The following is a 15,435-nucleotide window of genomic DNA, read 5'->3' as shown; positions in this document are numbered from 1 at the left end:
GAGATCCTGTCATGATGTGCAAACAACCTCAGCCTTCTTCCAGACGGCGTTATGAACAATTGGATCACACGGCCGATTTGGCTCTACGCATTTACGGCCAGGACTTGCGCGACTTGTTTGCCAATGCTGCTTATGCTATGTTCAGCCAGTTGGCCGACATAGAGCATATCGGGGCTGCCACAAGCCGTCTGGTCGTAGCAGAGGGCGTTGATTACGAGTCCTTGCTGGTCAATTGGCTGAATGAATTGCTCTATCTACACGATACACAGCACGAAGTGTATGCTACTTTTGATATCCACGAACTCGGGCCCTACCACCTCGAAGCAACCGTACACGGTGACCAGAATCAAGACATCCACACCATCATCAAGGGAGCTACCTATCACGATTTGGCTATCATCCAGACAGCGGAAGGATACGAAGCCACCATCGTTTTTGATGTATAATACGCTTGGCAATTGAGTATAGGAATCCTTGTGGCCGGGGTGGCACAGCATACCACCTCAACTGTTAGCCAACAAAGGAGGTATGACATGGTAAGCAAGAAAGATCTAAAACGTATCGAAGAATACTTGTGGGAGATCCCAGCGGATTTCCGCAGCGATATGCGTGTGCCTGCGCGCATCTATGCGGACAACGACTTACTGGAGGCAGCGCTGCAGGACCGCTCGGTCGAACAGCTCATTAACACGGCTTGCCTGCCCGGCGTAGTGAAATACACCCTAGCCATGCCGGACATTCACCAAGGTTATGGCCCACCCATTGGCGGTGTGGCAGCGATGAACGTGAAGGATGGCGTCGTCTCGCCGGGGGCAGTAGGTTATGACATCAACTGTGGCGTGCGCTTGCTGCGCACCAATTTGGAGGCTGCGCGGGTCAAGCCATTGATGGCCGAGATCATGGATGCCCTGTATCACGGAGTGCCTAGCGGCGTAGGGCGTGGCGGGGATATCCGCCTATCTGGCAAGGATATGGATGATGTGCTGGAGAAGGGCGCTGGCTGGGCCGTGCAAAAGGGCTACGGCACCAAAGAGGATCTAGAGCACACGGAGGAGCGCGGTGCATTGGCCGGAGCCCGGGCGAGTGCGGTCAGCCGCAAAGCGAAAGACCGAGGCGGCGATCAACTCGGGACGTTGGGTTCGGGCAATCACTTTGTCGAGGTTGGTGAGGTCGTAGAGGTATACGATGAATCAGTGGCCGAAAAGTTCGGAGTGTTCCCTGGCCAACTCGTCGTGTGGATCCATTCTGGGTCGCGTGGGTTGGGGCATCAGGTCTGCGATGACTACATCAATAAACTGCAGAGCGCACTGAACAAATATGGCATCCGTCTGCCCGATAGAGAATTGGTCTGTGCTCCGATCGACTCACCAGAGGGGCAAGAGTACATGGCAGCAATGGCCTGCGCCGCGAATTACGCCTGGGCCAACCGCCAACTGCTCATGCACCGCGTGTGCACGATCCTGGATCGGGTGCTGGCTCCCCATTTCAAGGGACGCAGTTTCGAACTGATCTATGACATAGCGCACAACATTGCGAAAATCGAAGAGTTCACCATCAACGGACGTACCGTCAAAGTGGTCGTGCACCGCAAAGGGGCGACCCGTTCCTTCGGCCCTGGGAATCCCGCCCTGCCAGCAGATTACCGCGACGTAGGTCAGCCGGTCCTGGTACCGGGCGATATGGGGACTGCTTCGTATCTCTTAGTAGGTACCGCTGAGGCTGCAGACAAATCGTTCTCCTCGACCTGCCACGGAGCGGGGCGAGTGCTCAGCCGCCATGCCTCGACGAGACAAGTGCGTGGTGAAGAGGTACAGCAGCGTCTGGCACAGCAGGGCATCACCGTTCGCGGACCATGGAAAGGACTGGCAGAGGAAGCGCCTGAAGCCTATAAGGACATTGACCGCGTAGTCCACGTCGTGCACGAGGCAGGACTAGCACGCAAAGTAGCCAAGATGGTGCCACTGGGCGTGATGAAGGGCTAGACGCTGATCGTTACCCAGTTTGCTGGAGACAACCCGAACGCCAGGCAATAGCAGTTTAGCGGGTGGGAATCGCAGATTGACTTGGCGCCCGCTTTGTGCTATACTGCAACAAGAAGGCATCAAGGCAGGCAATATGGATGACGGTGCAGTATTAGTACTCAACCAGGATTATGAGCCCCTGAACGTCTGCAATCTGCGACGGGCGATGCTGATGATCCTGGGCGGAAAAGCGGAGATTTTGGAAAATGGGCGCGGATTCATCCATTCGGTAAACGGCGCCTGGCCAGTACCATCGGTGATCCGCTTGGAGTACCAGGTGCGGCGTCCCTTGCCACGCGTGCGTCTATGTCGCAAAGAGGTCTTTCGCCGCGACAATTACACTTGCCAGTACTGTGGGCGGCAAACGCACAATCTGACCATGGATCATGTCGTGCCACGCCACCGCGGTGGCCAGCACGTTTGGGAGAACCTGGTTAGTGCGTGCCCAACCTGCAACCGCCGCAAGGGCGGCAAAACGTTGGAGCAAGCGCGTATGCGCTTGCTACGCCAGCCTTTCGAACCACGCCCTACCGGTAGGTACCTCTTCCAGGTTTATCTGGAGCAAAACCACGAATGGGAAAAGTTTTTGCAGGGATGGTGGGAGTAGGAATCGTCCTCCGAGGATAAATCAAAGGGGATTGCCACTGCGGGCAATCCCCTTTTTGTTGCTCGATTCCCAGCGCATGTGAGACGGATAAGGGGAAATCGTTACTGTGCACTGGACTGGCAGCGCAGCCATTCCATGATCTTGCCATAGCCTAGCTCAATCAAATCCGCTAACTCTGCTGCTGTGCGACGGTATTCGAGCAGCGAGCCGCCATAGGGATCCTGTATGTCGTAAGGTTCGCCAGCCATCTCGCTGAGCAGGCGGACCTTGCCAACACTGTTTGCAAAGTCGCGGTTGATAATCTCTGCGTGGCGTTTGGTCATTACCAGGATTATATCTGCCTCATCCACATCTGCTTGTGTCAGGTTGCGCCCCCGATGGGCACTGATGTCCAACCCATGCTCGCCCATCACTTGCAAGGCATAGGCGCTGGCCGGTTGCCCCTCAAGAGCCCAGATACCTGCCGAGCGCACACGTACACATCCGTCCATTCGTTCCTGGACCAGTTTATCGTAGAAAAATCCAGCCGCCATGGGCGAACGGCACACATTGCCAGTACAGACAAAAAGGACTGTTTTCTTTGCAGACATGGCAAGCATATTCCTCCACGATGTCTGGGGCGAAGATAGGGGTCGGCTGCTCCGACCCCTATCCCTGTGCTAGGCAAGTTCCGGTTGCAGCAGTCCATAGTTGCCGTCCTTACGACGGTAGAGGACATTCATCGAGCCGGTGTTGGGGTTATAGAAGACGAAAAAGTCGTGCCCCAGCAACTCCATCTGTTCGATTGCTTCTTCTTCATCCATAGGTGTCACGATGAAGCGCTTGGTACGTACAATACGGGCGGGAAGTTCTTCAGCTCCCTCTGTGGATTGCGCAGCAGCGGCGCGGGCGCGCTCGCGCATGCGCATGGGACGTTCTTTGTAGCGTTTAATCTGACGCTGCAACTTGTCGCGGACTGCGTCAATAGCGGCAAGCATGTCGGCGCTTCTTTCCTCGGCACGGAGGATGGTGCTGTTGCTGCGGAGAGTAACCTGAACAACCTGGCGATCCTGGCTGCTCTTGGCCTTTTCTACGGAGAGTTCGACGCGAGCTTCATCAATCGTGGGGAGATAGCGGTCTAGTTTGCCAATCTTTTTCTGCACGTACTTTTTGAGGGCTTCGCTGACCTCCATGTTCTTACCCTTGATAATCAGCTGCATCATACTTGGCTCCTTTCTTGGTTTGGTGTGTACAAACAAATGGACAGGAAAAGTGCTGGGTCATGGAGCGCTAGCGGTAACGTGCACAAAGAAAGCACTCGGTCAATCATTCTATCTCTATTTTACTCGCTTTTTGCAGAATTGTCAATACAGCCCTGGAAGCAATCTCGTGAATGATGAGTGATAAGGTGATGAGTGTAGCCGGGGGATGAATTCCCCGGCTGAACGTGAGAAGCCCCCTGACAGGAGCTTGTTATCCGACATGCTTGGCGTGGACAACAGCCCACGCCAGGAGACGGCGGACTGTTGTCCGCCTAGAGCGTGGCTGGGAGAGCAGCAGGTTTGTAGTGCGCACTTCAGTGCGCATGAGCGCTAAAGTGCTCCACTTGCATCACCTGGTAACGATCTATTGGCACAAGCACACTTTGCGTATTTGCTCTCTATAATTATTCTATGTTACAATTGATGAGAAATTCTGAAATCCCTGAGAATTCGAAAGTCTGTTGGAGGCATGTGTCCCATCTTACTATTACTGTCGTTGTGCCCACTCATTATGGGAGCGATGACTTACGGCGCTGTCTGACCAACGTGATGCAGGCCAGCCCACCGCCGGATGAATTGATCGTTGTGCTCGATGGCAGCAACGAAGCAGCCAGAGAGATCGCACTGTCTTTCGGCGCCCGTATAGCCGAAACCCTCAAACAAGGCGGACCGGCGGGAGCACGCAATTTTGGTGCGCGTCTGGCGCAGAGCGACCTTCTCTTCTTTGTGGATGCTGACGTCATGATCCCTTCAGATGCCATTGCCCAGGTGAGGGATGCCTTTCAGCATGAGCCTGAACTGGCCGCCGTTTTCGGCTCCTACGATGACGCTCCAGCGCAGCCCAACTTTCTTTCCCAGTACAAAAATCTACTTCATCATTATGTGCATCAGACGGCACAGGAAGAAGCCTCCACCTTCTGGGCGGGCTGCGGGGCGATCCGTCGTGATGTCTTCCTGGCGATGGGTGGCTTCGATGAGCGTTACTCTCCAGTACCGTGGTCGAGGCAGCTCAGGGGCTCCACTACCGGGATTTTATCCTGGTTGGACTGATTTTGAACTGCCCCAATCCATTCCCTGATAACTGGATCTATGTCCACAGCCCAGAAGTTCAGGTGGGGCGCATCCAGAATTTCCGCAATTGGAGCCCAGCGATGGTGCCCGATGCTGGGAAGACAAGCCTAGGGCTGGAATATTTCTGCAACGAGGGAGACGCCCTCTGGCGCACGCCCGACCGCGAACTCGTTGCCCTGGCTACCCGTGAACTGAACAGCATCGGATTGGCAGAGGCAGCGGATGTTGAGGATGGAGTTGTGTTCCGTCAGACCAAAGCCTACCCTGTATATGACCAGGATTATCGCACTAACTTGGGAATCATCCGCGGCTTTTTGTCCACGTTGGACAATCTGCAGACGATCGGACGCAATGGCTTGCATCGGTACAATAATATGGATCACTCCATGCTCACAGGCATGCTGGCTGCGAGGAATCTGCTGGGAGAGCACCACGACTTGTGGAGGGTGAACATCGAGCAGTCCTATTACGAGCAGTGGTAAATAGCAAAAGGGAATTAGTGGAGTATAGGTCGTGACAGAGTACGAGATCTGCCCTTACGAGCCCGAGTTCGCGGAGCAGGTTGCCCAATTGCCAGCGATATCTCTTAGGCTCTGACATCAAGATCAATCTCGCTTATATCCGATGAAAGTACCATGACAACCCTTATACAGAAGTCCCTTTGGGCACGGTCGCACTGTACCAAGGGGAAGTGGTCGGTTTCAGAGGGGTGTATGTTAGCAAGTTCGCGATCCCTGGATACAATGACAATAAGGAGTGTTAAACGGAGCGGATGCCTGCGTCCATCTTGTACATCGGCAAAAGGGTTTGTACACCGCCATGAACGCGCGGCGATGAAAATGTACGCTCAGCGATATCCTCTACACCTTTCTACTACTGTCAATAAGAATTCCCTGCCAGTCGCGTTGAAAACAGGCTATGCCCCTCTAGCAACCAGGATCTATGCCACGAGATGTACTCTTGCTGGTCTCATTCGATACATAGTGGCAGGACGGAGGAGACTCCCTTTGGAAGCGAGTCGCATTCGCACCGGCAGGTGGGGCGATATCCTGATTTCGCATGAGCCTTGGTCCGAGGAGATGTCGCGCCTGGTTGCGGTGCAAAGATATGAGTGTCCTAAGATGCAACCGGTACAGGATGAGTCCTTCTTCCGCTGGCGTTTCAACAACCCGCGCGGCAAATACGTGTTCCATTACCTGCTGCAAGGCGAACGGAATCCTACTGAGGAAGGAAAAACTTGAACAAATACGGAAATCGGGCAAGTGACAAAGCCACGAGCATATCAGGGCTCGAGAGCGACTATGCGCGTACCACTGCCTTAGGAACCTTTCAGCTCAGCGCAGCCGAGGTTCTGGGGCTGGTACTAGGTTTTGGTATTTCCGTCATCCTCACCCGCCGGCTCGGGCCCGCGTTGTATGGGCTGTACAGCGTAGCCGTGACAGTGGTCTTGTGGATCGAGCTTGGCATCCACTACATGTTTCACCAAGCCACGATCAAATTCCTGGCCGAGGCCTCGGATTGGCAGAAAACCGCCTCGGCTTTGGTTCAGGCCGGGCTACTCGTTGGACTTGCGGCTGCTGCGCTTTTGGCTATGAGCGCACCTATTTTAGCAGCGTGGCTCAAGGCTCAGGAACTGGTCCTTTACCTGCGCCTCCTGGCGCTGGATATCCCGTTGTATGCCCTGGCCAGTGGGCACAAATCAACGCTCATAGGACGCAGTGCCTTTGCGAAGGGAGCATTGCCGGGGATCTGGTATTGGTCGGCGCGGTTGCTGCTGGTCATCATGTTCACTGGACTTGGGCTATCTGCGCCAGGAGCGCTCTTGGCCATTGTGGGTAGTTCAGCGGTACAATTTATTGTGACACGCTTTTTCATCCGTCCGGCACTGCTGAAGCGTGCATCTTTCCCCCTACGCCCCATTTTGGGCTATGCCTTGCCCTTGTTCCTGCATGGCACTAGCCTGCGTGTGCTCACTCGCCTGGACCTGCTGCTCGTGCAGGGTCTGGGTGGAACAGCAGCGGTAGCGGGCTATTATGGAGCGGCGCAGAACTTGGCTATCGTCACCTTGGGTACCCTTGCCTCCTCCCTGTCCTCACCGCTGCTGTCAACCGTCACCAAACTGAGACAGGCGGGGCAAGAGGATGCTGCGCGGGAGATGACCGCGCAGGCGTTGCGTCTTTTGCTCTGTCTGCTGCCCTTCGCCGCCTTGGTGGCTGGGGCTTCCACTGAGATCGTGCAGTTGGCATACGGGGATTTTTTCTCCCCTGCTGCTCCGCTGCTATCGTGGCTCATCTTTGGCGGAGTGGCGCTGCTCATCCTTTCAGTATGCAGTGCCTTGCTTGTCGCAGCAGGCAAGCCAGGGGTTACCCTGATACTGACCAGCCCGCTTCTGCCACTGGCAGTGGCTGGGCACTGCCTGCTAATTCCACGCTATGGAAGCATTGGCGCGGCAGCGGTAACCACCGTAGTCCTCGGATTGGCTGCACTGGGGGGCGTGCTCGGCGCATGCCGTTTTTGGGAGGTTCATCCCCCATTGGGCAGTGCGGTGCGCAGCAGCGCTATCTCCGTGTTAGCCTACATCGTGGCTGCCTTTTGGTCCACACCCGGCTTCCTACTGGTGGGGAAGTTGCTAGTGATTGGCGCGGCCATCTTGCTGGCCTTTCTGCTCCTGGGAGGGTTTAGCGCAAGAGAATTCGCCCTGCTGCGCTCCCTGTTTACTTCCCCTCGGCAATGAGGCGGTTTTCAGCATAGAGCACACGGAAAGCACCAGGATCTGCCTTTGTCAATACAAGGAAATCACGATGAACAACGCTATACATGCCATGTACGATGACCTCAGCACTGATTACGACCGCTTCGTGAACTGGACGGTGCGGCTGGCAATGGAGATGCCCTTCATCGAGCAGGAACTGCGCCGGGTGGAGGCACACCGCGTACTGGATGTCGCGTGCGGCACCGGGATGCACGGCATTGCGCTGTCCCAGCGAGGCTATGACGTGGTGGGGGCTGACGTTAGCCCCAGGATGATCGCGCAAGCCCAGGCGAACGCTGCCGCTGCAGACGTGGCAGCGCGCTTTGTCGTTGCCGGTTTTGGTGAGTTACGCACGAAGGTTGGCAGCGGGTTCGATGCCCTCCTCTGCCTGGGCAACTCCCTTCCGCACCTTTTGACTGCTGGTGCACTGGAGACGACGCTTGTTGACTTTGCCTCCTGTCTGCGTTTCGGAGGATTGCTCCTCATCCAGAATCGCAATTTCGACCGCGTGCTGGCACGACGCGAACGGTGGCAGGAGCCGCAAGCGCATCGCGAAGGAGAGCAGGAGTGGCTCTTCCTGCGCTTTTACGATTTCGAGCCCGATGGCACGCTCACGTTCAACCTGGTGACGCTACGCCGAAAAGGGGCGGGGAAATGGGAACAGCGGCTCGCTGCCACGCGGCTCTGGCCGCAGCGGCGGGACGAACTGGTCGCTGCCCTGCAGAGCACTGGCTTTTCTAAGATCACTTGCTGGGGAGACATGCAAGGTCACCCCTTTGACCCAGAAAGCAGCAGCAATCTGGTCATTGAAGGGCGACGGGAATAGCGCTGGGAGAACTGCTGGGAATTTAGGGTACTGTGGAGCTTGGCTTGCCCAAGTCACGAGATAAAAGCAAAGGTCAGAACGAGACAACTTGACCTCGCATCTTCCTGGCTTTATAATTGAACCGGCTTACATGTTACCTTGCTGCGTTGTAATTCCCTGGGGAGAAATAAGCGATGAGAAGAGACGAGATCTTGCGTATCTTGGCGAGGTTTCAGGATTTAAGGCGGGATGAATTCGGCATTGTGCGCATCGGTGTGTTTGGCTCTGTGTCCGGGGATGAGATGTTGGATACCAGCGATGTGGATGTTGTGGTGGAAATTGCTCGGCCAGATTTGCTGACCCTGGTTGCCATTAAGCAGGAACTAGAGGAACTACTGCACCTACCAGTGGATGTGGTGCGGTACCGGGAGCAAATGAATCCTCTCCTCAAGAGACGAATCAAACAGGGAGCAATCTATGTATGATGTCGAGGATGCGAGATGTGTTGACCCATCACTATTTTGATCTCGATGCAGAAGTTGTGTATTCGGTTTGCACACATCACATTGGAGTACTGGAGCAGACCATTGAGGTTATGCTCGCAGATTTGGTAAAGGGCTGACCTTGCTAATGAGCGGCTGGAGCCGATACGCTTGGCTCCGCGTGCGGCTGAAGCATTGCCGCTATGCCGCTCAGCCACGATGAATATCGAAGGCAACCCATGAATCCGTTGCCGCGGTTGATCTACCACATGAACAGGCTCCTCTGGCGCATTACAAAGCCCCCCACCGTGGGAGTAAGGCTGATTTTGGTGCAAGATAAGGCTGTGTTGCTGGTGAAGCACACGTATCAGCGCCAATGGTATTTGCCCGGTGGTGGGGTCAAGAAAGGCGAAACGGTAGAAGAGGCGACAAGACGCGAAGCCGCGGAAGAACTCGGCGCTGAACTGGGCATTTTACGCTTGGTTGGCGTGTACACGAACTTTTACGAGCACAAGAATGACCACATCGTCGTGCTTTCTTGCGCTGATTTTGTCCTCAAAGGCAAGACAAACCGCGAGATAGCGTGCTTCGCCTTCTTCCCACTGGATGACTTGCCGAACGATGTATCCCCTGGTACTCTGCGTAGAATACAAGAGTACGTGGGTGGCACCGACACACCAGCCCTTGGATTATGGTAACGTTCTGCCTGGTGCTTATCCTGTGTGAACAGCTCGACCCCACGCAGCCGACAGGCGCTTCTCGCGCGCGGCGGTTGACAAGCGGGGACGCTTATTGTAAAATTGACTGCGAGAGTTTCCGCTGTGGCAGAAAGCATGGAAAAGAAATAGCCGCCCAACAACGGCTTTCACCGAACTGGCTCTGCCTCACCGGCCGGTGAAAGCCAATCGCAATTGGTACACTGTACTCCGCAATCGTTACAAAGAGAGTGAGGTAGCGAAATGACCAATACCAAGGGAGTCGAAAATGAGGTGATGCGAACCGGGCTCTACTGGCCGGGCAAGCGCACGGAGGTGGAGCGCATTGCCCTGCCGTTCCAGGTGGTAGAGACGGTCAATGTCTCCCGCGCCACGCGGGAAGAGGCGCCGCTTTTCGCGGCTATCCAGGGCGACGAAGCCGAGGGCTGGCGCAACAAACTCATCTGGGGCGACAACAAGTACATCATGGCCTCGCTGCTTGACCAGGGCTTTACCGGCAAGATCAACCTCATCTACATTGACCCGCCCTTTGCCACCGGCGCGGATTTCAGCGTCAATATCAGGGTAGGGGATGAAGAGTGGACCAAAGAGGCGTCCGTGATAGAGGAGAAAGCCTACCGAGACACCTGGGGCAAGGGGCTGGATTCGTACCTGCAAATGATGTATGACCGGCTGGTGCTGATGCGGGAGTTGTTGGCAGAGGATGGGAGTATTTGGGTGCATCTTGGATGGCATGTTGGGCATTACGTGAAAGCTATTTTAGATGAGATATTCGGATATCATAATTTTCGTAACGAGATTGTTGTCAAGCGTATTAGGAAAAACGTTCGAGAACGAGAGCGAGTCAAGAGCCTGAATTACGGCCATGATGTCTTATATTTCTACTCGAAAACCGAGGCACATTCCCTTCTTCCTCCCATGGTCGGGGCTAAGCGACCTGAGCGGTGGCATTCATTTGAGGCTGCTGGCGTTAGGACTGGAATGGATTATGAGCTATTTGGGTTTAAACCGAATCCAGGCAACCACTGGCGTTGGACCAAAGAACGCGCAGAACAAGCCATCCGTGAAGGATGCCTTCGGCCGAACCCCCGCACAGGAAAACCGGAATACCTAGTTGAAGCCAGTGAAGAGGAACTGGTTGATACACTTTGGATTGATCTACCTGCCTACTCCTTTTCTCAAGGATTTGAAACGGAAAAGAGCGAAGCCCTTTTGGAGCGCATCATCAAAGCCTCCTCCAATGAAGGCGACCTTGTAGCCGACTTCTTCTGCGTGCGGAAGGAGACGCGGGTGTTGACCCCCCAAAATCCCCCCGTTGACGGGGGGATGGCTGCACCCTCCACGATGTCGGAGATGCCTACTCCCTCCCCAGTTTCGGAGGTTTCTACATCCTCCCCGATGTCGTCGGCTTTAACCCCCTCCCCGATGTCGGGGAGGGGTGGGGTGGGGAAGGGGCTCTCCTCCATTCCCATCGAAGACCTCAAACCAGGTGACTGGGTCATCGCCCATGACGGCCAGCCTCACCGTGTGCTGCGCACCATCCGCAAATGGCACAAGGGCATAATGGTCGGCATCAAGCACAACCTGAGCCCCCAAATCCTATGGGTGACCGCTGACCATCGGGTGCTGTGCCAAAAACGCACTCTATCCTATGGCGCCCAACGTACTTGGAAACACATCCCAGATGGACATTTTTCTCGCGCACGTGCCTTGCGCAAGGATATGACCGCCGCGGAACGCATGCTGTGGCTGGCTCTGCGAGGCGAGCAACTCGGTGTCAAGTTTCGCCGTCAGCATCCCATTGGCCCCTACGTGACGGACTTTTATTCCTGGGAAGCCGGCCTTGTCGTGGAGGTGGATGGCGATTCCCACTTCACCCCGGAAGGCCAGGAAGCTGACGCCACGCGCACGGCATACCTCGAAGCCCTTGGCTTAAACGTTGTGCGCGTGACCAACGACGATGTCTTCCACCGCCGCGAGTCTGTTTTAGAGCACATCTTTGAAGCCACCCAGGAAGCGATGCCATCGGAGGATCATTACAGTCAATGGCGTCGTGCAGCTACGCTGAAGGTAGGGGATACTGTCTTCTTTGGCCCCCATTTACAGCCTGTGGAAATTACGGCCATTGAGCATGCAGAAACAGAGGAAGAAGTCTTCGATCTGGAAGTCGAAGGAGCCCATTCTTTCCTGACCGAAGTCTGTGCCATCCACAACTGCGGCTCCGGCACTACTCTCGCCGTTGCTGAAAAACTGGGCCGCCGCTGGATCGGGGCGGACCTTTCGAGATTCGCCATTCAGGTCACACGCAAGCGCCTTTTGGACATCCCCGACTGCAAGCCATTTGAAATCCTGAACCTGGGCAAGTATGAGCGCCAATACTGGCAGGCGCACGTCAACGGCCAAGGCGTCAAACAAGACGAGGTCTTGACCCGCTACCTGGACTTCATCGTGCAGTTGTACCGCGGCGAGCGCGTTACAGGTTTTGCACACCTTCACGGACGCAAGGCAGGGCGGATGGTGCACGTGGGGGCGGTGGACGCGCCTGTCACGCTTTCAGAGATCAATGACGCCCTGGACGAGTGCGCAGCCAACAGGTTCCGGGGTCTGGACGTGTTGGGGTGGGAATGGGAGATGGGGTTGCATGACCTGGTAACAGTAGAAGCGCGAAAGCGGGGTGTGGACCTGCGCCTCCTCACCATACCCAGGGAGGTCATGGATCCGAGAGCGGTGCAGGCGGGAGACATCCAGTTCTACGAGTTGGCCTATCTCGATGTCGCCCTGGAGCGCAGGGGCTCCGAGGTTCAAGTGGTGCTCAAGAATTTCATCATCCCCAACGAGGATCTGGTGCCCGCTGAGGTGCGGGAGAAGATCAAGCGCTGGTCAGACTATGTGGATTTCTGGGCGGTGGATTGGGACTACCAAGGCGACACCTTCCATAACCAATGGCAATCTTATCGGACGCGCCAACACCCCGCCCTGCGCCTGGAGAGCGACTGGCATACCTACGACAGGCCAGGCAAATACCAGGTGATGGTGAAGGTCATTGACATCTTTGGCAACGACACCACGAAATTGTTGCAGGTGGATGTGAGATGAAATTGCTACCAGCATACTCCATACCCAGACAGCGGCGGCCAAGCCTGGCTGAGTTCGTGCCCAGGATTAGGGAGGCGGTGGATGGCTGGCGGGAGCAAGGCTACCCAGGGGTTACAGATACCACGCGCAGATTGCTCACCTTCTGGTTCTTCGAGGACCATCAGGTGAACAAGAGATGGTTTGGCTACTACTTCTGCCAACGTGAGGCCATCGAGACCCTGATTTACCTCTACGAGGTGGCCAAAGCTCATAGATTCATTGACCTCATGCAGCAATTTGGGCGGCGGCCTCTGGTCTATGACCCCTCTACCGATCGCTACCCTCGTTACGTTTTCAAGATGGCTACCGGTTCAGGAAAGACCAGGGTCATGAGCCTGGCAGTGGTGTGGTCCTACTTCAACGCCCTATTCGAACCCCATTTGCGACTGCCCAAGACCTTCTTGATCATCGCTCCCAACGTCATCGTCTTTGAGCGGTTGAAGGGAGATTTTGAAGATGGCAAGATATTCCGCCAGGGCCCGCTGATACCGCCAGAGTGGATGAGCGATTGGCAAATGACGGTTATCCTGCGCGATGATCCCACGCCCTCCACCACGCGAGGCACACTGTACCTGACTAATGTCCAGCGGCTCTACGAGCGAGGCGAGGAGCCACCTGATACGCCGGTCGAGGCACTCCTGGGGCCAAAGCCCAAAAAGGAAACCCTGACCAGCGAGGAATTCCTAGACCGCATAGTGAGCCACGGCGAACTGATGATCATGAACGATGAAGGCCACCACCTGCACGTGGACGATATGGTGTGGAATCAACGCATCATCGCCATGCATGAGAGGTTACAAGCGGTTGGCAGCGCATTGACTGCCCAGTTGGATTTCACCGCCACGCCACGAACGCAGAAGGGAAGACTCTTCCCCGAGATCGTTGTTGACTACCCAGTCATGCAGGCGATTGAGGATGGGATTGTAAAGCGTCCCATACTTGGGGAAATAGGTGGCGATGTAGAGATACCCAGTGCCAAGGCATCAGTGCGGTGGCGTCAGCGAATTGACGCGGGGGTGGCAAAGTGGAAAGAATTTTGGGATGAACTTGACAAAAGCGGCCACAAGCCGGTGCTGTTCATCATGACCGAGGATACCAAGTCCGCTGATGATATAGCGGCAGACCTGGAGTCCCGATACCCACACTTGTTCGGCGGCAAAGTATTGAACATCCACACCAACAGAACAGGTGAGATACTGGAGACCAAGGCCAATCTGAAATTGATCGAACGACTGCGCAAGGCGGCGCGAGAGGTGGACAGCAAGGACAATCCCTACCGAGCCATCGTCTCCGTGCTCATGCTGCGGGAGGGCTGGGACGTGAGGAATGTGGTCGTCATCGTTCCCCTGCGACCCTACACGGCCAAGGCCAATATCCTACCAGAACAGACGCTGGGACGGGGCTTGCGGCTAATGGGAGGCGCGGGATCAGGCTGGGATGAGAAGGTAATCGTCATCGAGCATGAGGCATTTCGCGACTTCTGGGACAAGGAGTTGGCTGAGGAAGGTCTGGAGATCGAGAGGCGGCGGCTTGAGGATGTAACCAAGGACGTAGTTACCATCCTGGTAGATAAATCGAAACTGCAGTTCGACCTGGAGATACCGCAGCTTTCGCCTGCACTCACGCGCTCTGCCACGCGGCTTTCGGACCTGACGATAGAAATGCTTCCAGCCAGGGTGCTTCCCAAACCTGTGAAAGGCAGGATGCCAGAAGAGGTAGTACATTATGTCGGACGCGATATGTTGACTAAGATAGTGCTGGAGGAGCAGGATCTCAAGATACCTTTCCCCGACCGTCCGGACAGCGTCATCGCCTACTTCACAGACCGCGTCTTGCACTACGCCCATCTGCGACAGGCAGGGCGTTTCGCTGAGGTAGCTCCTCTAGTAGAACGATACCTGACCGAGCGCTTTTTCAGTGAGCCTGTTGACCTCTCTGATCCTGCGGTCATCAAGCGGCTCAGTGAGCCTGACGCGCGAACGTACGTCATCCAGGCTTTTGTTGATGCCATCAATCGCCTCACGATAGAGCCCGTCACCGTGCGCATCGCTCAACCGGCACGGAAAGTGTCCTCAACGCCGGCCTTCCCTTGGAGTCGCAAGACCTACCCTGGTTTCAAAACGGTCTTTAACCTGGTGGCTTGTGACGTGGACTATGAAGCTGAGTTTGCCGCTTTTCTGGATCGAGCCGAAGATGTGGCCGCATACGCCAAGAACGTGGAAGCCATGCATTTTTTCATTGAGTACATTTCGTCGCAAGGTGGCATGAGATACTACTATCCAGACTTTATTGTCCGGACCACCGACGGTGACATGTTTCTAGTGGAAACGAAGGGCATAGAGGACATCGAGGTGCCCATCAAGGATGATCGCGCCCGCAAGTGGTGCCACGACGTAGCAGATCTCACGGGACAACCCTGGTACTATGTGAAGATACCCTGGAGAATCTTTCAGGAAACCACAGCCACCACATTCGATGGACTGTACCGGCACGCGCTCGCATCTTGTGTCTGAGTGCGATAACGAAGCTATTGTCTACCGCACACTAGGTTGTGTGCGGGGGAAGGAGGTAACCACTTTCTCTATCGCGATGGCAGCTAGAAACT

At 55.5% G+C, this 15,435-nt stretch carries 15 protein-coding genes; 13 read left to right on the top strand and 2 right to left on the bottom strand.

Annotated elements, in window-relative coordinates:
* The first annotated feature begins 11 nt into the window (after positions 1-11).
* From H5T67_07090 to H5T67_07080, 3 genes are all read left to right on the top strand, one after another.
* Entirely contained in the window at positions 12-446 is a 435-nt protein-coding gene (locus H5T67_07090; protein MBC7245085.1) for an archease, read from the top strand.
* 87 nt (positions 447-533) lie between these two features.
* A complete protein-coding gene (locus H5T67_07085; protein MBC7245084.1) occupies positions 534-1,982 on the top strand; it encodes an RtcB family protein in 1,449 nt (482 codons plus the stop codon).
* Positions 1,983-2,115: 133 nt separating this feature from the next.
* A complete protein-coding gene (locus H5T67_07080) occupies positions 2,116-2,628 on the top strand; it encodes an HNH endonuclease (GenBank protein MBC7245083.1) in 513 nt (170 codons plus the stop codon).
* 101 nt (positions 2,629-2,729) lie between these two features.
* Here H5T67_07080 and H5T67_07075 read toward each other — a convergent pair whose 3' ends face one another.
* Positions 2,730-3,218, bottom strand: coding sequence for a low molecular weight protein arginine phosphatase (locus H5T67_07075; protein MBC7245082.1), 489 nt, complete (start codon positions 3,216-3,218; stop codon positions 2,730-2,732).
* Between the two features lie 69 nt (positions 3,219-3,287).
* A complete protein-coding gene (raiA, locus tag H5T67_07070; protein ID MBC7245081.1) occupies positions 3,288-3,827 on the bottom strand; it encodes a ribosome-associated translation inhibitor RaiA in 540 nt (179 codons plus the stop codon).
* Between the two features lie 513 nt (positions 3,828-4,340).
* On the opposite strand from raiA, the gene H5T67_07065 reads away from it, so the two are divergent.
* The 10 genes from H5T67_07065 (at position 4,341) to H5T67_07020 (ending at position 15,343) form a co-directional block, all read left to right on the top strand.
* Positions 4,341-4,919: a glycosyltransferase family 2 protein gene (locus tag H5T67_07065; GenBank protein ID MBC7245080.1), complete on the top strand. Its 579-nt coding sequence runs from the start codon at positions 4,341-4,343 to the stop codon at positions 4,917-4,919.
* Positions 4,920-4,921: 2 nt separating this feature from the next.
* Positions 4,922-5,422: a hypothetical protein gene (locus tag H5T67_07060; protein ID MBC7245079.1), complete on the top strand. Its 501-nt coding sequence runs from the start codon at positions 4,922-4,924 to the stop codon at positions 5,420-5,422.
* A 525-nt stretch (positions 5,423-5,947) separates the two neighbouring features.
* On the top strand, positions 5,948-6,181 hold the full coding sequence (locus H5T67_07055) for a hypothetical protein (protein MBC7245078.1): 234 nt from the start codon (positions 5,948-5,950) through the stop codon (positions 6,179-6,181).
* Positions 6,178-7,674: an oligosaccharide flippase family protein gene (locus H5T67_07050; GenBank protein ID MBC7245077.1), complete on the top strand. Its 1,497-nt coding sequence runs from the start codon at positions 6,178-6,180 to the stop codon at positions 7,672-7,674. The genes H5T67_07055 and H5T67_07050 overlap by 4 nt, the downstream gene beginning before the upstream one ends.
* Before the next feature lie 67 nt (positions 7,675-7,741).
* Positions 7,742-8,518, top strand: coding sequence for a class I SAM-dependent methyltransferase (locus H5T67_07045; GenBank protein ID MBC7245076.1), 777 nt, complete (start codon positions 7,742-7,744; stop codon positions 8,516-8,518).
* Positions 8,519-8,691: 173 nt separating this feature from the next.
* The gene (locus H5T67_07040) at positions 8,692-8,982 is read left to right on the top strand and encodes a nucleotidyltransferase domain-containing protein (protein ID MBC7245075.1); all 291 of its coding nucleotides are present in this window, start codon (positions 8,692-8,694) and stop codon (positions 8,980-8,982) included.
* The gene (locus H5T67_07035; GenBank protein MBC7245074.1) at positions 8,979-9,119 is read left to right on the top strand and encodes a DUF86 domain-containing protein; all 141 of its coding nucleotides are present in this window, start codon (positions 8,979-8,981) and stop codon (positions 9,117-9,119) included. The genes H5T67_07040 and H5T67_07035 overlap by 4 nt, the downstream gene beginning before the upstream one ends.
* A gap of 99 nt (positions 9,120-9,218) precedes the next feature.
* A complete protein-coding gene (locus H5T67_07030) occupies positions 9,219-9,677 on the top strand; it encodes an NUDIX domain-containing protein (GenBank protein MBC7245073.1) in 459 nt (152 codons plus the stop codon).
* 261 nt (positions 9,678-9,938) lie between these two features.
* A complete protein-coding gene (locus H5T67_07025; GenBank protein MBC7245072.1) occupies positions 9,939-12,791 on the top strand; it encodes a DUF559 domain-containing protein in 2,853 nt (950 codons plus the stop codon).
* Entirely contained in the window at positions 12,788-15,343 is a 2,556-nt protein-coding gene (locus H5T67_07020; GenBank protein MBC7245071.1) for a DEAD/DEAH box helicase family protein, read from the top strand. The genes H5T67_07025 and H5T67_07020 overlap by 4 nt, the downstream gene beginning before the upstream one ends.
* The last annotated feature ends 92 nt before the right edge of the window (positions 15,344-15,435 follow it).

The organism is Chloroflexota bacterium (assembly GCA_014360905.1).
Classification (GTDB): Bacteria; Chloroflexota; Anaerolineae; order UBA2200; family UBA2200; genus JACIWX01.
The sequence above is the reverse complement of the archived record's forward strand: the minus strand, read 5'-3'. Positions and strand labels throughout refer to the sequence as shown.

What these genes read in the sequence shown, in the direction of transcription:
- H5T67_07090 (MBC7245085.1), top strand. Translation starts at nt 12, where the DNA reads ATGATGTGCAAACAACCTCAGCCTTCTTCCAGACGGCGTTATGAACAA.
- H5T67_07085 (MBC7245084.1), top strand. Translation starts at nt 534, where the DNA reads ATGGTAAGCAAGAAAGATCTAAAACGTATCGAAGAATACTTGTGGGAG.
- H5T67_07080 (MBC7245083.1), top strand. Translation starts at nt 2,116, where the DNA reads ATGGATGACGGTGCAGTATTAGTACTCAACCAGGATTATGAGCCCCTG.
- H5T67_07075 (MBC7245082.1), bottom strand. Translation starts at nt 3,218, where the DNA reads ATGTCTGCAAAGAAAACAGTCCTTTTTGTCTGTACTGGCAATGTGTGC.
- raiA (MBC7245081.1), bottom strand. Translation starts at nt 3,827, where the DNA reads ATGCAGCTGATTATCAAGGGTAAGAACATGGAGGTCAGCGAAGCCCTC.
- H5T67_07045 (MBC7245076.1), top strand. Translation starts at nt 7,742, where the DNA reads ATGAACAACGCTATACATGCCATGTACGATGACCTCAGCACTGATTAC.
- H5T67_07040 (MBC7245075.1), top strand. Translation starts at nt 8,692, where the DNA reads ATGAGAAGAGACGAGATCTTGCGTATCTTGGCGAGGTTTCAGGATTTA.
- H5T67_07035 (MBC7245074.1), top strand. Translation starts at nt 8,979, where the DNA reads ATGATGTCGAGGATGCGAGATGTGTTGACCCATCACTATTTTGATCTC.
- H5T67_07030 (MBC7245073.1), top strand. Translation starts at nt 9,219, where the DNA reads ATGAATCCGTTGCCGCGGTTGATCTACCACATGAACAGGCTCCTCTGG.
- H5T67_07025 (MBC7245072.1), top strand. Translation starts at nt 9,939, where the DNA reads ATGACCAATACCAAGGGAGTCGAAAATGAGGTGATGCGAACCGGGCTC.
- H5T67_07020 (MBC7245071.1), top strand. Translation starts at nt 12,788, where the DNA reads ATGAAATTGCTACCAGCATACTCCATACCCAGACAGCGGCGGCCAAGC.